We start from the raw sequence: 17,355 nt of genomic DNA on the forward strand, positions 1-17,355 counted from the left end.
AACACCTCGGCATAGGCAGATCAACAGCTTACAAGGCGATCAGAAATGCCACGCTGTAAGCCATGTTCAGGCTTCGTTCTTCCTTAGCGTGGTTCTACGAAGAAACCTTCCGATGGGGCCAAGATGGGCTTTTCCATCACCCTGTCCGACGCGATCCGGGCCGCCGCCCCCGACCGGCAGATTATCTTCATTCCCTGCGCGCAGGGATCAACGGCATTCGGAACCAACCACTGGAACCCCGGCGACGCGCGGTACGATTACATGGTCGCGCGCGCCAATGCCTTCACCGCGGCGCATCCCGACTGGCCGATCAGTGCGGTCTGCTGGCTGCAGGGCGAACATGATGTGCCCTACTGGACCGGATATGAGGCCGCGCTGAACACCATGATCGCGCAGGCCCGGGCCGATATCGACGGCATCGGCAGCACCACCCCCTGGGTGCTCGGGCAAATCCATCGCGATGTGCAGGCCGGCGCACGGATCAACCAGTTCACCAACCGGGTGCCCTATCTTCAGCCGCACACCGCCGTCGTGTCCTCTGACGGGATGGTCAAGACCGACGAGTGGCATTTCAACGCCGCCAGCTATCGGGTGCTGGGTGGGCGTTTTTATGACGCCATCGCCGTGGCCGCCGCCAATGACGGCAGCGCCGGCACGAAATACGGCAACGAGGTGGATGCCGCCAAACTGGGCGAATGGCTTCTGGGCGACGACAACACCGCCATGGAAGATACCGTATCCGGTCAGGTGTTAACACCGGTCGGCGCGGCCCCGTCGCACAGTGCGGGCTATCTGTCCACGGCGGGCCGGCTGGCAGGCCTCGAAGGGCCGGTCGCGGATACCCCGAAGCAGAGTTTGGTGACTGTCTTGCGGCTTCGGAACGCGGGCAGCAACACGATACTTTACGGCAATCTTGCCCCCTATGGCACGACGGCGGGCTATGCCGCGCTGAATATCAGCGGAACCATTTACGCCAACGCCAAGGCCAAGCCGATGGCCAACGAAAACATGCCTTGGGGCACTGCAAATACCACGGACTGGGTGCTCAGCTTCATTGCCATGACGGATGCGGCCGGCGGTGCCGACGATCCCGGCGACATTGCGGTCTGGGGAGTGGGCCGCGACGATGTTCTGACCCTGGACGGGGTTCAGGCAACCGACCGCGCCCTGTTCGCAGTGAACCCCGGGATCGGCGATGTGGCGTATGACAACGGCGCCTACACGGTGGGCGTGGATTGCGCCTATTTCGCCGTCTATGACGGGCGGCTGCGCCATGACCAGTTGCAAACCATCTATACCGAGGTGAAAACCGCCCTGGCCGCGCGCGGCATCGCGGTGGCCTAGGACGCGGGCGCATAAAGGCGGCGCGCGACGAGCAGCCCCGCCATCCCGCGCGGCCTGCTGGGTAAAACGGCGCGACAAGCCGCCGTTCGAAATCGGCCGGACCAGGACATGCCATGTCTGACCTCCGCCTCTGGGGTCGTCAAGATCAGGGCGCATCTGGAAATCGATTTCGGGCAGACCCTAGCTGGGGTCTGATGCCGGAGGGGGCAGAATCCTACGCTAAGCCCTTTTCGGCCATCTGTACTCGCCAGTGAGCAGGATATGTGCCCATCCGAGGGGCGAGATAGGGGTCGTTTGCGGGAGAGTGTGAAATCCTACGCTAAGCGCCCAGCAACCGTTTCCCGTGCTCGCGCAGGTTCCCCTCGGGATCGACATACCGAAAGAGCGTCACCGGCCTGATCTTCAGTTCTTTGCACAGCTCCGAAACGGAGGTGTCGCGGTTCGCCATCGCGGCCTGTGCCATGCGCACTTGGGCTTTGGTCAGCGCGAACTTGCGGCCACCCTTCCGCCCCCGGGCCGCTGCGAGCCCGGCCATGGTCCGTGCCCGGATAAGTTCGCTTTCGAATTCGGCGAGGGAGGCGAAGATGCCGAAAGAGAGCCGCCCATGCGCGGTGGTCGTGTCGATCTGCGCGCCCTGGCCGGTCAGCACCTTCAGGCCGACGCCGCGCTCGGACAAGCCTGCGACCGTCTTCACCAGATGGTGCAGGCTGCGCCCCATGCGATCAAGTTTCCAGGTCACCAGCACGTCGCCGTCCCGGAGAGCTTTTAGACAGGCTTCAAGGCCAGGACGCTCGTCTTTCTTCCCGGACGCCCGGTCGGAGTAGATCTGATCCTTGATGACGCCCGCAGAGATCAAGGCGTCTCTTTGCAGATCGAGCGACTGGCTGCCGTCGGCCTTGGATGTCGTTTTTCACAAATTGGTTCAGCTCTGCCCGCTGTTTTCATTGACATGCGGCTGTCACAAAAGACTTCAATACTGATCGCCAAACAGTTCAGTGCGTTGCAAGATCGTCAGAGAACGGTTCAGCGCGTTGCAGGAGGCAGGATCGGTCGTGGATCTGGAAACAGTTCCGAAAGACGTATGGCAGAAGGCCGAGGAGCGAGCGGTTTTGCTTCGACCGCTTGCGGCGCTCTGAAGCACCAGAGCATCTTGTTCGCGTTGCAGCGATTGATCTGCAAATTTCCGAACGTTGGGCTTACAGGCTGATCCGCCGGTTGCGTGACGAGAACGGCGCAGTCACCGCGCTTTTGCCGCGCGACGGCCGCAGGGCTCCGCGCAAGACCCGGATTGCGAGGGATCGGGAACCACTGGGGTGAGCGTCAGACAGCGAACGGCAGCCGATCGCGGGTTGTGGGGATCCGGGTCTCGGACGACGACCTGCGCCGGTTCGACGCGGCGCTGTCGCGGCGCGGGATTGCGCACCGCTCGGATGCCATGCGCCGCCTGATGCTGGCGGCCGAAGGTGTCTTCCTGCCCGACTACGAGATGTGCGACGAATTGCGCAGCCTCGGCGCCGCGCTCAACCGGGTCGGCAACAAGGGGTCTGATGCCGGAGGGGGCAGAATCCTACGCTAAGCCCTTTTCGGCCATCTGTACTCGCCAGTGAGCAGGATATGTGCCCATCCGAGGGGCGAGATATGCGCCAGAAGGTTGGGTGAGACGTCGAGGCCTTCGCGGCGGCGGCTGGCGACGGCGAGGCCAAGATGCTTTGTGTTCCAGTAGATGACGATCGCGGCGAGGAGGTTCAGCCCGGCTATGCGGAAGTGCTGGCCCTCGGAGGTACGATCCCGGATTTCGCCCTGGCGGCCGATCCGGAGGGCGTTCTTCAGGGCATGATGGGCCTCGCCCTTGTTCAGGCCGATCTGGGCGCGTCGCTGCATGTCGGCATCGAGCAGCCAGTCGATGATGAAGAGCGTCCGTTCGACCCGTCTGATTTCCCGCAACGCGACCGCCAGCTCATGCTGTCTGGGATAGGATGCGAACTTCCGCAGGAGCTGGCTCGGTGGCATCGCCCCTGACGCCATGGTCGCCACGCTGCGAAGGATGTCGGGCCAGTTCGCGGCGATGAGGGGTTGCCTGACCTTGCCGCCGATCAGCCCCTTAAGCTCTTTCGGGCAAGCGGCTGGATCGAAGAGGTAGAGACGCTTGGATGGCAGGTCGCGGATGCGGGGTATAAACTGGAATCCCAACAGCGCGGTGACGGCGAAGACATGGTCGGTGAAGCCGCCGGTGTCGGCATATTGCTCGCGGATCTTCTGACCGGCATCGGTCATCAGCAGGCCGTCAAGGATATAGGGCGCTTCGTTCACGGTGGCCGGGATGGTCTGTGTGGCGAATGGCCCGAACTGGTCGGAGACGTGGGTGTAGGCCTTCAGCCCGGGTTCATGGCCGTACTTGGCGTTGATCAGGTTCATCGCCTCGCCCTGACGCGTTGTCGGGAAGAATTGCCCGTCGCTCGACGCGGTCTGCCCGGTGCCCCAGAAGTGCGCAATCGGCAACACCGACTGCCTTTCGATCACCATGGCCAGGGCGCGCGCCATCGCCTCGCGCTCGACATGCCACCGCGACAGGCGGGAGAGTCGGAAGAAGTCGTGCGTGTTTGTGGCCCCTGCCATTTTGCTGAGGCCGAGGTTCAGCCCCTCGGCGAGCCTCCGGCATCAGACCCTTAGCCGGCGGGGGCCGGATCAGGCTGCGGCGTTTCCGGCCCCTGCCCCGGCAGGCGCCGCTGGCCCACCACGCGGGCGGGCATCCCCACCGCGATCGCCATCGCCGGGATCGCGCCGGTCACCACCGCGCCCGCCCCGATAACCGCACCGTCGCCGATCACCGCGCCGGGCAGGATCACCGCGCGGGTGCCGATCCAGACATCGTTTCCGATCACCACGTCGGCCTCGTCCATCGCCTGTTTCGTTACCGGTTGGCCATCGTTGAACCGGTAATTGGCCGCGGTCACCATCACCTCGGGGCCGAACAGAACGTCATCCCCCAGGATGATGCGCCCGCGCGACGGCCCGGCCCAGAGCGTGCAGCGCGCGCCCAGGCTCAGGCCGCGGCCGGCCTGAATCCGTTCGGGGTTGGAAAAGGCCGCGTTCGGGCTGATCTGCGCCCCGGGGCCAAACCTGAGCTTCCGGCGCGGGACCACATGGGTATGATTATAGTAGTTGACCAGCCGAACCGCGTGGATCCAGGCGCGCGGATCCAGCGCCGACAGGATCAGCCGCATCAGCTTGCCGCCTTTTGACAGGCGCGCCTTGTGGGCGGGCGGGGCGGTGGGGGGCATGGGGCACACTCCGGGCTGCTGGCGGCCCGGCAAGAATAGCCTGTCTGCCCCGCCGCCGCACCCCCTTTACCACAGCGCCAGGATCGCCCCGGCCGAGGTGCCCGTCGCCAGAACCCGCGCCGCGCGCACCGGCAACAGGCTGCCGGCGGGCACGCCGGTGAAAACCACGCTTTGCCCGCCCGCGGTGACCACCGCCAGATCGCCGCCCGCGCCCACATAAAGCGCACGCGACAAAACCGGAAGCGCGGCCGCATCGCTGGGAGTGACGGCTGCCGCGTCGCGAACAGGCGCCGTCAGGCTGCTGCTCTGGCTCGAGAACGTATCCATGGGGACCTCCTTCATGGGGATGTACCGGGCATTGGCCCTTGCCCACTGATGCCAGAGCCGCCTTGACGCATCGTTGCGCCACCGTGCGCTGAGCATCCCCCGGAATCACAGGCCAGGGACGCTCCGCAGGCCGGAAAAACAAACCGCCGACGGGCACCGCTCTCTGGACAGATGCGCGGGGACCGACCATGGTAAACCTATCTTGAACAGCCATTTCTTGCATTTGCAGAAAACCATGACCGCAGCACATGAACCGGCGGATTCCGTCCGGAAACAGGGTATGTCCATTGAGAAATAGCGATTTTCATTCTTTTTTCCCGAACGGTGATACATATCGCCCAACCCGCGCCCCCAGAATTTTTCGCACGCGCAGAAAGGTCGGGGCATGACTGGCCCCGCACCTGCCGCCGCCCCCCGCCGCGTGCTGATCGTGGTCGAAAACCTGCCGGTCCCGCTTGATCGCCGGGTCTGGCTCGAGGCGACGACGCTGACCGCGCATGGCTATCAGGTCTCGGTGATCTGCCCGACCGGGCGCGGCTGGGACAAGCTGTACGAGGAAATCGACGGCATCCACATCTACCGCTATCCCGAACCGCCCGAGGCCCATTCCGGCGCGGTCGCCTATGCGCAGGAATACGGGCTGGCGCTGTGGCACATGTTCCGCCTGGCGCGGAAGGTGAAGCGCGAGCGCGGCTTCGACGTGATCCATGGCTGCAACCCGCCCGATCTGATCTTCCTGCTGGCGCTGCGCTACAGGCTGTCCGGCGTGCGCTATCTGTTCGACCATCACGATGTCTGCCCCGAGCTGTTCGAGGCCAAGTTCGGGCGCAAGGGCCTGCTCTACCGGATCATGCTGATCTGGGAGCGGATGACCTTCGCCACCGCCCGCACCTCGATCGCCACCAACGAAAGCTTCAAGCGCATCGCGATCGCCCGCGGCAGGATGAAGCCCGAGGATGTCTTCGTTGTCCGCTCGGCCCCCAAGGTCGAGAAATTCGAGATCCGCCCCGCCGACCCCGCGATGCGCAAGGGCGCGCAGACCGTGCTGGGCTATGTCGGCGTGATCGGCCAGCAGGAAGGCATGGATCTGCTGGTGCAGGCGGTCGAGGATCTGGTGCGCCGCAAGGGCCATGACAGCCTGCACGCACTGATCGTCGGCTTCGGCCCGCATCTGCCCGAGGTCCAGAAGGACGTGACCGCGCGCGGGCTGGAGGCGCATTTCACCTTCACCGGCCCGCTTTATGGCGAGGATCTTCTGGTGGCGCTGAATTCCTGCGATATCGGCGTGGCGCCGGATCCGAAGAACGCGATGAACGACATTTCCACCATGAACAAGGTCATGGAATACATGACGCTGGAAAAACCGGTGGTGCAGTTCGACCTGACCGAAGGGCGCGCCTCGGCCGGGGAAGCCTCGCTTTATGCCAGGGCCAACGATCCGGCCGATTTCGCAGCGAAACTCGCCGAACTGATCGAAAACCCTGAAAAGGGGCGCGCGATGGGCCGGATCGGCCGGGCGCGGGTGTTCGACGCGCTGTCGTGGGATCATTCGGTGCCGCATCTTCTGGCGGCCTATGACCGGGTGTTTGCCGGCTAGGCGGCGGTGTCGGCACCCGTCCGCCTGCGGTCCAGCAGCGCCGCGGCGGCCCAGCCGGCAATGAACCCGCCCAGATGGGTCTGCCAGGCCAGCCGCCCGGCCATCGCCCAGTACATCAGCAGGTTCAGCCCGATCAGCCCCAGCATCGGCCAGCCCATGGCGCCCAGCACCTGGCGCGCGCCCTGCCCCGCGGCCAGGCGGTCGGCGGTGTCGCGCCCGATCAGCGCACCGGCCAGACCGAACAGCGCCCCCGAGGCCCCGACCATCGGCTGCGCGCCGGGAAACAGCAGCCCGAACCCCGCCGCCCCGCCCAGGGTCGCGATCAGGTAAAGCGCCAGGAACCGTACCTGGCCCAGCCGCAGCACCAGCGGCACCCCAAGCGAAAACAGGGTCATCATGTTAAGCACCAGATGCCACAGCCCGCCATGCAGGAACCCGTAACTCAGGAACATCAGCACCGGCTGCCCGGCATAGTTGGGGCGCCAGTTGCCCAGCAGGCCGGGCCAGAAGGCGCCGTTCTGATAGGCCAGGGCGCGCCAGCCGGCACTGCCCCAAAGCCCCAGATCGGCCCCCTGAAGCCCCAGTTCAGGCAGCACGCACAGCACGCAAATCCCCACCAGAACCGCCGCGGGCCGCCGTCCTTCTGCGCTGTTGCTCACCCGATGTCCCCTCTTGCCACCGCCCGTCCGTCCCCGCCGAGCCTTGCCCCGCCATGCTGTCCGGCACAAGAAGAATTGCCCCGGCGCCCGGGCCAGCCCCTGCCGGACATTCAGAACGGCACGAACCGCGGCAGGGGCGCAAGGCTGCGCTCCAGAAACCACATCAGCCGCGCCTCGGCCTCGGCCTCGGTCTCGCCTGCGGCGATCGGGGTAACATAGCGCACCAGCGCCCCGTCGGTGCGGCCGCGCGTCAGGCTGTCCGCCACCACGCTGGCCTTGGCCTTGAAATCGTTCGTCATCCGCCGGCCGCGCTGTTCGAACCAGTAATAGACCAGCTGTTTCGACAGGCCCTTCTGGATCACCGCGCGGTTCACCATGAAATCGCCATAGGCGGTGCCGGGCAGGTTCACGCGATACGGCGCCAGGCTGAAGATTTCCCAGCCGCCGACTGGCAGGCAGACCTCGGGCGAATGGATGCCCTGCCCCTCGGTCTGCTTGGCATAGAAGGCAACGAACAGATTGACCGGCGCCCGTTCCCCCGGCGCGGCATAGATGGCGTTGAGATAGTCATCCGCCGCCAGTACCTGCTCGACCTCGGACTCAAGCGTCACGGTGGATCCGGCCCAGGCGTCGAACCGCATCGGGTAAAGCGCGAAGGGCTCGCGCGGCACCGGCACGATCTTGGCCCCCGGCCCCACAACCCAGGCCACCGACGCGGCCAGGGTTAACAGCACGATCGCGGCCAGACCGGCACTGGCCCGCAGCCCCCGCAGCCGTCCCAGGATCGCGCCGAAGCCCTGAAAATCGAGGTCGATCACCTCGGACAGGGTTTTCGGCTCGCGGGTCAGCCGCTGCAGCCCCATCGCCATCAGGAACAGGATCGCCACACAGAGCAGGAAAATCACCCAGCCCTCGAAGAAATGCAAAAATCCTTCGGCCTGTTCGATCCCGTAACTGTTGACCAGCACCCCGATCACCCCGATGCGGACCGAATTCATCAGCACCGTCAGCGGCGCGGCCGCCAGCAGCAGCAGCGCCTTGTGCCACAGCGGGCCGCGATAGAGGATCGCGAACAGATATGAGAAGCTGAGGATCGGAAACAGATAGCGCAGCCCCGAACAGGCCTCGGCCACCTGCAGCTTGTAGACCCCCAGATCGATCACGTTGCCTTCCAGAAAGACCGGCACGCCCGCCAGCCGCACGAACCACACACCCAGTTCCGACGACACGCCCTGCAAGAAGACCGTCAGCTTCCAATAGACGAATTGCGGCAGCGGCAGCATGAACACCAGATGGAAGACCGGCAACATATGGGTGATGCCGCGGGCCCAGCCGAACACCGTCAGCACCACCCCCGCCAGCCACAGGATGAAGGCATAGGTGACGATGTCGGGGATATGGGTCAGATTGCCGAACACCGCCACCAAAAGCCCCAGGGCAACCACGCCGCCCCCCGGCCAGCGGTCGGTGACCCCGGGCGCGGGCGGCGGGGCGCGGCGCAACTCGCGCAGGAACAGGTAAAGCGAGATCAGCGGGATCAGCGGCCCGTGGCTGTATTCCGGCGTCGCCCAGGCCCGGGCAAGCGATACGAACCCGATCCAGAACACCGGCAGACAGGCCGCGATCAGGGCCGCGAACCAGATCAGGCCGGCGCGCCCCTGAAGCGCGCGCGCCATTCCGTAAGGCTGGTTTTTCCCGATCTCGTACATTGTCCCGTTTCCGAAAATATCAGTTTGCCGCACTCACCGCCGACGGCCCCGGTCAGGGCCGGATCCCGAAATCCCGCCGCAGCACCAGGAACACCGCGTTCGACCTGGCCTCGGGCGTATCCTCTTCGTTCAGGCGGCGGTGCTCATAGCCCGCCGACAAGGTCACCTCGCGGGTCAGGTCCCGGTTCCAGGCCAGGCGCAGGCTGGTGCGGTCGGTCGTCTCGGCCCCCCCCGCGCCGCCATCCTCGGACCGGGCGAAATCCATGTCCAGCGACAGCGATGTGCCGGTGTTCAGGGCATGTGTCCAGCCCAGGGCCAGCTTGGTCGACAGAACGTCCTCTTCGTCGTCATTGGTCCGGACATCCCGGCCAAGCGACATCTCCAGCATGCCGCGCGGCATCTCGCGGGTCAGCGCCGCACGGGCCACCAGTTCGGTATCCCCCGCGCCCCCCCGGCTGGCCCCGGCGTCGAAAGAGAGCGCGCCGCGCGGCAGCGCGATCTCCCGGCCCAGACGCAGCGTATCCCGCGCGCCCGTGGTGGTGACGCCGCGGTCATAGGTAACGGACACGCGGCCGCCGGGCAGATCGCGGCGCACCCCCAGCCCGAGGATGGCCCCCTCGTCCACTTCGGAATCGCGCAGCCCGGACAGAAACTCGTCGGCTTCGATCCGGCTGTAGCCCACAGCCGCAGTGACCTGCGTGGTCTTGTCCAGCTCATGCGTCAGATCAAAACGCAGGTGCCGGCTGCTGCGGTCGGTCTGCTCGGTATTCTGCGCGCTGTATTCTTCTGCCTGCAGGGTGAATATCCCTTCGGTGACCGGCGACAGCCGCAGCCGCAGCGCGGCGGACAGGCGGTCGGTCTCGTTGTCATAGTAATCCGGGTCGGTCGTGTCCTTATAGTCCAGCTCCCGGTGCCGCACCGACACGGTCAGCCCCAGCGGCCCGCCAAGGCCGGTCTCCCAGGTGACGCCATAAGAGGACGCCGTGCGGGTCCCGGTCTCGGTCGCCAGGCTCACCTCACCCGGCGCATCCGGGTCCTCGATCAGGACCGGATCCCGGAGCGGGTCGATGAAATCGAGATCGCTGCGCCGCCAGTTGCCCGAAAATTCGATGCGGCTGGTCGCGCTCTCGCGGCGATAGAGCAGCCGGGCCGCGGGATCCTCGAACCCGCTGCTGCCACCCTGCCCCGGCAGATCGGCATAACGCAGCACACCGGAGAGGTCGAAGGCCAGACGGGCGGCCTGGGTCTCGGACAACAGGCCGAAGCTCAGGGTGTTGTCGAACAGGACCGTGTCGCCGGGGGACTCCGGGTCGAGCCCGTAATTGTCATCGGCCCGCAGCGTGCTTTCGACCCCGAAGGTCAGCTTCAGCCCGCCCGGCCCCAGATCGGCATCCGACGCCCCCTGCGCCAGGGTGCCCCCGGCAGCCAGGCACATCAGCCCGGCAAGGCGAACCCACCCTCTTAACACCGTCGCACGCCAGAGCATGTTCCTGCCTCCATGCAGCCGGGTTTTATTCGAACAACCCGCGTTCGGGCACCACGATCACGTCGCCTTGCTGCAGCATCGTCGCGCCGGAGATCCCGCCGCCCTTCTTGTAATCGAAGCGATAGATCCGCTCGCGCTGGCCCTCGACCCGGCGCAGTTCCACCCGGCGGGTGGCGGCGAATTTGGTAAAGCCCCCGGCCTGGGCCAGCGCCTGCAACAGGGTGAGGCCCGGCTCGGCCTCTATCTGGCCGGGGTTTTGCACCTCGCCCATCGCATAAACCATGATCAAAAGCGCTTCGGGAACCGCCTGCGGGGACCGCTCCGCCAAACTGGCCACCGAAACGAAGACATTGGGCGGGGCGGCGAAACTTGGCGTAAGCCCCGCGGTCAGTGCGGTGCGCACATCCTCGATGCTGCGCCCGCCGGCCCTGATCGTGCCCACCATCGGGAAACTGAATGTCCCGTCGGGCAGCACAAGGACGCTGCGGTTCAGGCTCGGATCCTCCAGCACCTCAACCTGCACCTGGTCGCCGGCACGAATACCGTAGCTGGACTGGGCGGCACCGGGCGCCCCCCAGATGCTGGCCATCAGAAGGGCGGCCACCAGACCAATAAATGTTCTGATCATCGAAAAATTCCTGGAACTGTTCCGCGTTGTCAAAACCTTACCCACCCTTCGCATGCGTGGCCAAGTGCCGCGACACCGGCGCCAATAAAAAAACCGGACTGACGCAGGAATGCCGCGCGTCAGCCCCCCTGCCCGTCCTCCGGCGCCCCGGCCAGGTTTTGCAAGGCTGCGGCGATATCGGCCTCAAGCTGCGGGTGAGGCTGAAGGACGAGGACCTCGGCCGCCTTCGCGAACTGCGCCTGCGCCTCCGTATTGCGGCCAAGGGCGGTATAGACCCGGCCCAGATGGTATTGCACCCCGGGGTCCCCCGGCAGCTTTTCGGCCGCGGCTTCGAGATAGGGCAGCGCCTCTTCGGGGGCGCCGCGGCGAAAGACGATCCAGCCATAGGTGTCCTGAAACGGCGGCACGTCGCTGCCGCGCAACCGGCGCGCCACTTTATAGGCGCGTTCCAGGCTTTCGGCATCGCTGCGCGCGGTGGACAGCAGGCTGGCCAGATTGTTGGCGACCACCGGCAGGGCGCTGTTTTCGGCATAAAGCGTCTCGTAGATCGCGATCGCCCCTTCCAGATCCCCCTGACGTTCCAGAAATCCGGCACGTATCCATTTGAGGTTGGTGCTGTCCGGCAGCGCCGCCTGCGCCGCATCCAGTACGGCCACGGCCCCGGCCAGATCGTCGCGGCGCACCAAAATGCCATAAAGCGTGGTCCAGGCCGCTTCCAGCGTCGGGGTCTCGGCCACCAGCATCTGCAGCATCGCCTCGGCCTCGGGTTCGCGCCCGGCCAGGGCCAGAACCGAAGCCCGGATGAAGCGCACGCCCGCGGCCTCCGGCCGGGCAGCCAGAAGCTCTGCGGACCGCTCCAGCGCCGCATCGACCTGGCCCGCCAGGATATGGCTTCGGATCACCGCGGCGGCGGCGGCCAGGGCCGCCTCGCCCTCGCTGTCCCCGGCGATCTCTTCAAGGAACGCCACCAGATCGCCGGTCCGGCGCTGCACGGCAAAGACCTGCGCCTGCAGCTCATTGGCCGCGGCGATGCTCTGGCCGGTGCCAATCTCGCGCAGCCGGGCGATGTCCTGATCGACCCGCGGCCAGTCTTCCATCCCCAGATGGGCATTGCCCAGAAGCGACAGCAAGGACACATCGCCGGGGGCCAGGCGCAGCGCCTCGATCAGGATGTTCTCGGCCGTGCGGTACTGCCCGTCCGCCACCAGAAAACGCGCATAGCGCAGCGATTCCACCGGGGCGCGGCCCGAGGCGTCCACCGCCAGCGACAGCATCTCGCCCATCAGTTCCCGGTTGCCCTCGCGCTCATGGGCGCGGGCCATCAGCGTCATCAGGTCCGGGTCACGCGGCGCGACACTGAGCGCGGTGCGCAGCGTCAGGATCGCATCGCCGGTCCGGTCGTCGTCGATCAGCCAGCCCGCCTTCAGCTTCAGCGCGCCGATCTGGGTGGGGTCATGTTCCAGCACCGCCTCGATCAGCGCCCTGGCACCGACCTGATTGCCGCCGACCGCATACATCTGCGCCAGGGAAACCTTGATCCTGTCGATCTCCTCGGAAGGATCGGCGCCTTGCAGAATATCTTCCATTTCGGCGATCGCCCGGTCGTGATCGCCGATCTCGAACGTGAACCCGGCGTGAAGCGACCGGAAGGTGGCAAGATTGGCGGCCACATCGTTCGGTAGCGGGTCCAGCGTCAGGCTCCGGACCAGTTCGGCCCGCGCAGAGGGGGCATCGCGCAATTCAGACAGGAACCGCACCAGGGTCAGGCGCGGCGTCGGATCCGCCGCGGCGGGGTCGATCCGGTCGCGCAACCAGGCCTCGGCCTCGTCGATCTGCCCCTGCGACACATACCAGCGCACCAGGGTTGCGCTGATCTCGGCATCCTGGGGGAACAGTCCGGCCATGAGCCGGAGTTGCGCCGTGATGCCGTCCGTATCGCCCAGCTTGTCGAGCACGCCAAGGCGCAGCCCATAGAGCCCGCGGGATCCCGGACCGATCGCAAGCCCGGCGTCGATCTCGGCTAGGGCCTCCTGCCAGTCACCTTCCGCCAGCAGCGCGCCCACCACGACATCCCGGGCCGCGAAAAGCCCGGAGTCTTTCTGCAAAAGCGCGCGCGCCTGGTCCGACAGCATGGCCTGGGCGGCGGTGTCGCCCGCCTCGGCCGCGGCGCGGAAATCCAGCGCGATCCGGATCGCCTGCACAGTCTGATCTTCCGGCGTCAGCGCTAGGGCGGCGTCGGTATAGCGGCGCGCATCCTCCCAGTTGCCCGCCGACAACGCCAGTTCGGCCAGCGCCCGGTTGCCCTCGGGATCGTCGGGATATTGCTCCACCAGCCGCAGGTACTGACCATAGGCTTCGCTGGAATTGCCCAGTTCGAACTGCGTCTGCGCATAGAGTAGCCGGGCCTCGCGATGCTGACCGTTCAGCTTGAAGACGTTACGCAATTCCACCAGCCCGCGGGCGGTATCGCCGTCCTGCAGCAGGGCCACGGCCGCCTCGTAATGCTTTTGCGCCCGTTCCTCGGAAGACTCGCAAGCCGCAAGCCCCAGCACGAGGATGGCAACGAAAATAAAACGCTTCAAAACTTCACTTCCCGGTTCTGCACGGCGATTGGATACAGCATAGCCGCGGCAAGGAGGCCTGTCTGCGCCCTCTCCTCTGGCGGCGGCAAAGCATCGCCGCTCAGCACCCCGTCCCGCGCAGCACCACCGCGAAGGTCTGCCACAGGATCCGCAGATCCGCCCCGAAGCTGAGCTGCGCATGATACGCGGCGTCGAATTCGGCCCGGTCGGCAAAGGTGGAGCGGTTGCGGTCCGACACCTGCCACAGCCCGGTGATCCCGGGGCGCATGCGGTAATATTCCTGGCCCGGATAAAGCGCGCGCTGCGTTTCCATCATCGGGCGCGGACCGACCAGGCTCATGTCGCCGATCAGCACGTTCCACAGCTGCGGCAGCTCGTCGAGCGAGGATTTGCGCAAGAACTGTCCGACCCGGGTGATGCGGGGATCCTGGCGCAGCTTCTGCAGGCTGTCCCATTCGGCCTTGGCGGCCGGATCGGCGTCCAGATGCGCGGCCAGCCGGGCCTCGGCATCGGGCACCATGGTGCGGATTTTCAGAATATCGTAGATCCGCCCGCCGCGGCCGATCCGGCGCTGCCGGTAGATCGGCGAATGCCCGTCCAGCGAGACCAGGAACATCATCAACGCCACCAGCGGCAGGGCGATGGCGCCCGTGAGAAGCACGAAGACGATGTCGAGGGCCCGCTTCCCCCCGCCCGCATAGAACCGCTTGCCTTCCGGCGCGATCAGAATGGAATTACGCTCTCTGTCAGAGGCGGCTGCACTTATGGCGCGAATAGAAATGGTCATGAGCAGTACTTTCCGGAAATTGGGCAGTTCTGTCGTACATACTTGCGGTCTTATTCAAACTTTATTGCGATCCAAGTGTCCCAGACGCCGCCCCTTGCCCCGTTTCAAATGTGGCAAACATGGGGTGAAGCCGATCAATCATTGTGCCTTTTGTAAGGCTTTACTTATGTCCAAGTAAATGGAATATTTCATTGAACTTCGCGCCGCACTGCCGCAATCAATTGAAAAAAAACGGCTTTTTATAGAGTGTGGAATGCTGCAACGCAGCTTGCTGCCAATACAATGTGTCAAAAAAACGGCTATTTCTGGAAAAAAAGGCAAATTGTTTATGGCATCCTCCGGAACAGGTTCAGAATCAACGCCCCGGGGGTGCGTCCCTGCGGGAGGCGGGAGTCGTACACATTGCGCCTGTTTCAAGCACAGCATCACCGCTTTGCCCGCACCTTCGCGCCACACAGGCAGATTTTTAATCCCTCCGTGCAGGTCAGCCTTTATGCTGGGGGTGCCCGCCCCTATGCAGGGCATGGGGCAGAACTGGTGATCTGATGACGGCGGAAACCATGTATTCAGACTTCTTCGGCCTGTCAGAGCGACCCTTCACGCTCCTGCCCGACCCCGGTTTCCTGTATTGGTCGAAACAGCACAAAAGCGCCTTTTCCGTGCTCGAATTCGGCATCCTGTCGCGCGCGCCGATCACCATGGTCACCGGCGAGATCGGCGCCGGCAAGACCACGCTGCTGCAGGCGCTGCTGACCCGGATCGAGGACGACCTGACCGTCGGGCTGATCTCGAACGCCCAGGGCGGGCGGGGCGAGCTGATGCAATGGGTGCTCAACGCCTTTTCCGTCACCGTGGCCGCGACGGAAAGCTATGTGCAGATGTTCCAGAAGCTGCAGGATTTCCTGGTCAGCGAATATGCCGAAGGCCGCCGGGTGATCCTGATCATCGACGAGGCGCAGAACCTGTCGGTCGAGGGGCTCGAGGAAATCAGGATGCTGACCAATATCAACGCCAACAAGGACGAGCTGATCCAGTTGATCCTGGTCGGCCAGCCCGAGCTGCGCGACATCGTGCGCCAGCCCGGAATGCGCCAGTTGGCGCAGCGCATCGCGGCCAGCTTTCACCTTTCGGCAATGGATGCCGAAACCGTGGCGGCCTATGTCGCGCACCGGCTGCGCATCGCCGGCGGCAGCGGCACAGAATTCACCCCCGAGGCGCTGGCGAAAATTTACGACGTGACCGGCGGCGTGCCACGGCTGGTCAATCAGCTGTGCGATTTCTCCATGCTCTACGCCTGGAGCAGAGAGACGCGCAAGGTCACTGGCGAGGTCGTGCAGGAGGTTCTGGCCGATGGCGTCTTCTTCGGCGCCGGCCTTGATGCAAAGGAAACTGTCTGATGTCTGACGCCCGCTATTATCTGTCGATCTTCCTGCGCCGGTTTCACTGGTTCCTGATTGTCGCCGGCCTGATTTCCGGCGTGGCGATCACTGTGGCGATGACCCTGCCCCCGGCCTATGTCAGCCAGGTCCGGCTGATCCTCGAATCCTCGCAGATCCCCGGCGAACTGGCCGAATCCACGGTCCGGATGGCCCCCCAGGAACGGTTGCAGATTTTCGAGACCCGGCTGCTGACCCGCGCCAACCTGCTGGATATCGCCAAGCGGCAGAACGTTCTCGACGGGCAGGAGGTGATGCCCGCCGACGACATCGTCAACGCGATGCGCGCCCGCACCACGATCCGCCGCTCGGGCGGGCGCAATGAAACAATGCAGATGACGCTGAGCTTCGAGGCGTCCCGCGCCCAGACCGCCGCGGCGGTGCTGAACGAATATCTGACGCTGATCTTGCAGGAAGACAGCCAGATGCGAAACCGGCGCGCCGCCCAGACCCACGAGTTTTTCGAACAGGAGGTCGACCGGCTCGGCGATGAGCTGGAACGCCAGAGCGCCGCAATTCTTGCCTTCCAGAATCAAAACGCCGATGCCCTGCCGGAAAACCTCAACTACCATCTCAGCCAGCAGGCCACCGTGCAAGAACGCCTGGCCCAAATCGAACGCGATATCGCCGGCCTGAAAAAACAGCGCGACCGGCTGACCCAGGTCTTCGAGGCAACCGGCCGGGTTACCGGCGTCTCGCCCGAGGCCCGCAGCCCCGAGGAAATCAACCTCGACAGGCTGGAACACGAACTGGCCCAGGCCCTTCTGATCTACTCCCCCGAGAACCCCCGGGTGAAGCTGCTGCAGTCGCGGGTTGCGCAGTTCAAGGAAACCATGCTGGCCGGCCAGGCGGGGCAGGTGGCGGATGATACCGGCACCAACGATCCGGCAGCCGCGATGCTGGAACTGCAACTGGCCGAGATCGACACCCAGATCCAGACCCTTACCGAACAGCACACCACCCTTGAGGCGCGCCTCGCCACGCTGGAGGATTCGATTGCCCGCACCCCGGCGAATGTGATCGCCCTGGCCGCGATGGAACGCGACTATGCCAATACCCAGGCCCAGTACAACACCGCTACCGACCGGCTGGCCACTGCCTCCACCGGCGAGCGGATCGAATTGCTGTCGCGCGGCGAACAGGTGACAGTGGTCGAACAGCCGGTCGCCCCGAATCGCCCCACCAAACCCAACCGGATGCTGATTGCGGGCGGCGGCGTCTTCCTGGGCATAGCCGCCGGGCTTGGCCTGATCGTGCTGCTGGAGTTTCTGAACAACACGGCACGGCGTCCGAACGACCTGGTGAAAAAACTTGGCGTGACGCCGATCGCGACGATCCCATATCTGCGCACCCGGGGCGAAACGGTTCGGCACCGAACCACCGTCATACTGGCCACGCTAGCTATTATCGTGATGATTCCGGCGGCGATTTACACGGTGCATACCTATTACCAACCGCTCGACCTGATTGCCGACCGGGTCATGAACAAACTGGGTGTCCGGGGCTGAGGCCCCAAAAC

At 65.1% G+C, this 17,355-nt stretch carries 13 protein-coding genes and 2 pseudogenes; 5 read left to right on the forward strand and 10 right to left on the reverse strand.

The window, feature by feature from the left end; genetic code table 11:
• Window positions 1-123 precede the first annotated feature (123 nt).
• Window positions 124-1,344 carry a sialate O-acetylesterase gene (locus tag ACSR1C_RS18470; RefSeq protein ID WP_460260584.1) on the forward strand — a complete coding sequence of 407 codons (1,221 nt, stop codon included), beginning with the start codon at window positions 124-126 and terminating at the stop codon, window positions 1,342-1,344.
• A gap of 319 nt (window positions 1,345-1,663) precedes the next feature.
• Here the strand turns inward: ACSR1C_RS18470 and ACSR1C_RS18475 are convergent.
• A pseudogene (locus ACSR1C_RS18475) lies at window positions 1,664-2,233 on the reverse strand (recombinase family protein); the annotation flags it as partial.
• Between the two features lie 399 nt (window positions 2,234-2,632).
• Here ACSR1C_RS18475 and ACSR1C_RS18480 point away from each other — a divergent pair.
• Window positions 2,633-2,920 carry a hypothetical protein gene (locus ACSR1C_RS18480; protein ID WP_460260585.1) on the forward strand — a complete coding sequence of 96 codons (288 nt, stop codon included), beginning with the start codon at window positions 2,633-2,635 and terminating at the stop codon, window positions 2,918-2,920.
• On the opposite strand, the pseudogene ACSR1C_RS18485 reads toward ACSR1C_RS18480, so the two are convergent.
• From ACSR1C_RS18485 to ACSR1C_RS18495, 3 genes and pseudogenes are all read right to left on the reverse strand, one after another.
• Window positions 2,917-3,993, reverse strand: a pseudogene (locus tag ACSR1C_RS18485) (Tn3 family transposase); the annotation flags it as partial. The gene ACSR1C_RS18480 and the pseudogene ACSR1C_RS18485 sit on opposite strands and share 4 nt — an antisense overlap.
• Before the next feature lie 17 nt (window positions 3,994-4,010).
• Entirely contained in the window at window positions 4,011-4,625 is a 615-nt protein-coding gene (locus ACSR1C_RS18490) for an acyltransferase (protein ID WP_460260586.1), read from the reverse strand.
• Window positions 4,626-4,691: 66 nt separating this feature from the next.
• Window positions 4,692-4,952, reverse strand: coding sequence for a spike base protein, RCAP_Rcc01079 family (locus ACSR1C_RS18495; RefSeq protein ID WP_460260587.1), 261 nt, complete (start codon window positions 4,950-4,952; stop codon window positions 4,692-4,694).
• Window positions 4,953-5,337: 385 nt separating this feature from the next.
• On the opposite strand from ACSR1C_RS18495, the gene ACSR1C_RS18500 reads away from it, so the two are divergent.
• Window positions 5,338-6,549: a glycosyltransferase family 4 protein gene (locus ACSR1C_RS18500; protein WP_460260588.1), complete on the forward strand. Its 1,212-nt coding sequence runs from the start codon at window positions 5,338-5,340 to the stop codon at window positions 6,547-6,549.
• Here the strand turns inward: ACSR1C_RS18500 and ACSR1C_RS18505 are convergent.
• From ACSR1C_RS18505 to ACSR1C_RS18530, 6 genes are all read right to left on the reverse strand, one after another.
• Window positions 6,546-7,208, reverse strand: a complete 663-nt coding sequence (locus ACSR1C_RS18505; RefSeq protein ID WP_460260589.1) for a rhomboid family intramembrane serine protease — start codon at window positions 7,206-7,208, stop codon at window positions 6,546-6,548. The two genes, ACSR1C_RS18500 and ACSR1C_RS18505, sit on opposite strands and share 4 nt — an antisense overlap.
• Window positions 7,209-7,318: 110 nt before the next feature.
• Window positions 7,319-8,917, reverse strand: coding sequence for a VPLPA-CTERM-specific exosortase XrtD (gene xrtD, locus ACSR1C_RS18510; protein WP_460260590.1), 1,599 nt, complete (start codon window positions 8,915-8,917; stop codon window positions 7,319-7,321).
• A 52-nt stretch (window positions 8,918-8,969) separates the two neighbouring features.
• Window positions 8,970-10,403 (reverse strand): hypothetical protein, encoded by a 1,434-nt coding sequence (locus ACSR1C_RS18515; RefSeq protein WP_460260591.1) that lies wholly within the window; start codon window positions 10,401-10,403, stop codon window positions 8,970-8,972.
• Between the two features lie 25 nt (window positions 10,404-10,428).
• Window positions 10,429-11,031 (reverse strand): polysaccharide biosynthesis/export family protein, encoded by a 603-nt coding sequence (locus tag ACSR1C_RS18520; RefSeq protein WP_460260592.1) that lies wholly within the window; start codon window positions 11,029-11,031, stop codon window positions 10,429-10,431.
• Between the two features lie 119 nt (window positions 11,032-11,150).
• Complete coding sequence (locus tag ACSR1C_RS18525; protein ID WP_460260593.1) at window positions 11,151-13,613, reverse strand: tetratricopeptide repeat protein; 2,463 nt, start codon at window positions 13,611-13,613, stop codon at window positions 11,151-11,153.
• Window positions 13,614-13,713: 100 nt separating this feature from the next.
• The gene (locus ACSR1C_RS18530) at window positions 13,714-14,400 is read right to left on the reverse strand and encodes a sugar transferase (RefSeq protein ID WP_460260594.1); all 687 of its coding nucleotides are present in this window, start codon (window positions 14,398-14,400) and stop codon (window positions 13,714-13,716) included.
• Window positions 14,401-14,960: 560 nt separating this feature from the next.
• On the opposite strand from ACSR1C_RS18530, the gene ACSR1C_RS18535 reads away from it, so the two are divergent.
• Both ACSR1C_RS18535 and ACSR1C_RS18540 read left to right on the forward strand, forming a co-directional pair.
• Window positions 14,961-15,797: an ExeA family protein gene (locus tag ACSR1C_RS18535; RefSeq protein WP_460260595.1), complete on the forward strand. Its 837-nt coding sequence runs from the start codon at window positions 14,961-14,963 to the stop codon at window positions 15,795-15,797.
• Window positions 15,797-17,344, forward strand: a complete 1,548-nt coding sequence (locus ACSR1C_RS18540; RefSeq protein ID WP_460260596.1) for a GumC family protein — start codon at window positions 15,797-15,799, stop codon at window positions 17,342-17,344. Before ACSR1C_RS18535 ends, ACSR1C_RS18540 begins: the two co-directional genes overlap by 1 nt.
• The last annotated feature ends 11 nt before the right edge of the window (window positions 17,345-17,355 follow it).

The sequence above is a fragment of the Actibacterium sp. D185-2 genome (assembly GCF_054954595.1).

Excerpts from the sequence above, each read along its gene's own strand:
- ACSR1C_RS18470 (WP_460260584.1), top strand. The coding sequence starts at position 124 with ATGGGCTTTTCCATCACCCTGTCCGACGCGATCCGGGCCGCCGCCCCC.
- xrtD (WP_460260590.1), bottom strand. The coding sequence starts at position 8,917 with ATGTACGAGATCGGGAAAAACCAGCCTTACGGAATGGCGCGCGCGCTT.
- ACSR1C_RS18490 (WP_460260586.1), bottom strand. The coding sequence starts at position 4,625 with ATGCCCCCCACCGCCCCGCCCGCCCACAAGGCGCGCCTGTCAAAAGGC.
- ACSR1C_RS18515 (WP_460260591.1), bottom strand. The coding sequence starts at position 10,403 with ATGCTCTGGCGTGCGACGGTGTTAAGAGGGTGGGTTCGCCTTGCCGGG.
- ACSR1C_RS18540 (WP_460260596.1), top strand. The coding sequence starts at position 15,797 with ATGTCTGACGCCCGCTATTATCTGTCGATCTTCCTGCGCCGGTTTCAC.
- ACSR1C_RS18535 (WP_460260595.1), top strand. The coding sequence starts at position 14,961 with ATGTATTCAGACTTCTTCGGCCTGTCAGAGCGACCCTTCACGCTCCTG.
- ACSR1C_RS18495 (WP_460260587.1), bottom strand. The coding sequence starts at position 4,952 with ATGGATACGTTCTCGAGCCAGAGCAGCAGCCTGACGGCGCCTGTTCGC.
- ACSR1C_RS18530 (WP_460260594.1), bottom strand. The coding sequence starts at position 14,400 with ATGACCATTTCTATTCGCGCCATAAGTGCAGCCGCCTCTGACAGAGAG.
- ACSR1C_RS18500 (WP_460260588.1), top strand. The coding sequence starts at position 5,338 with ATGACTGGCCCCGCACCTGCCGCCGCCCCCCGCCGCGTGCTGATCGTG.
- ACSR1C_RS18520 (WP_460260592.1), bottom strand. The coding sequence starts at position 11,031 with ATGATCAGAACATTTATTGGTCTGGTGGCCGCCCTTCTGATGGCCAGC.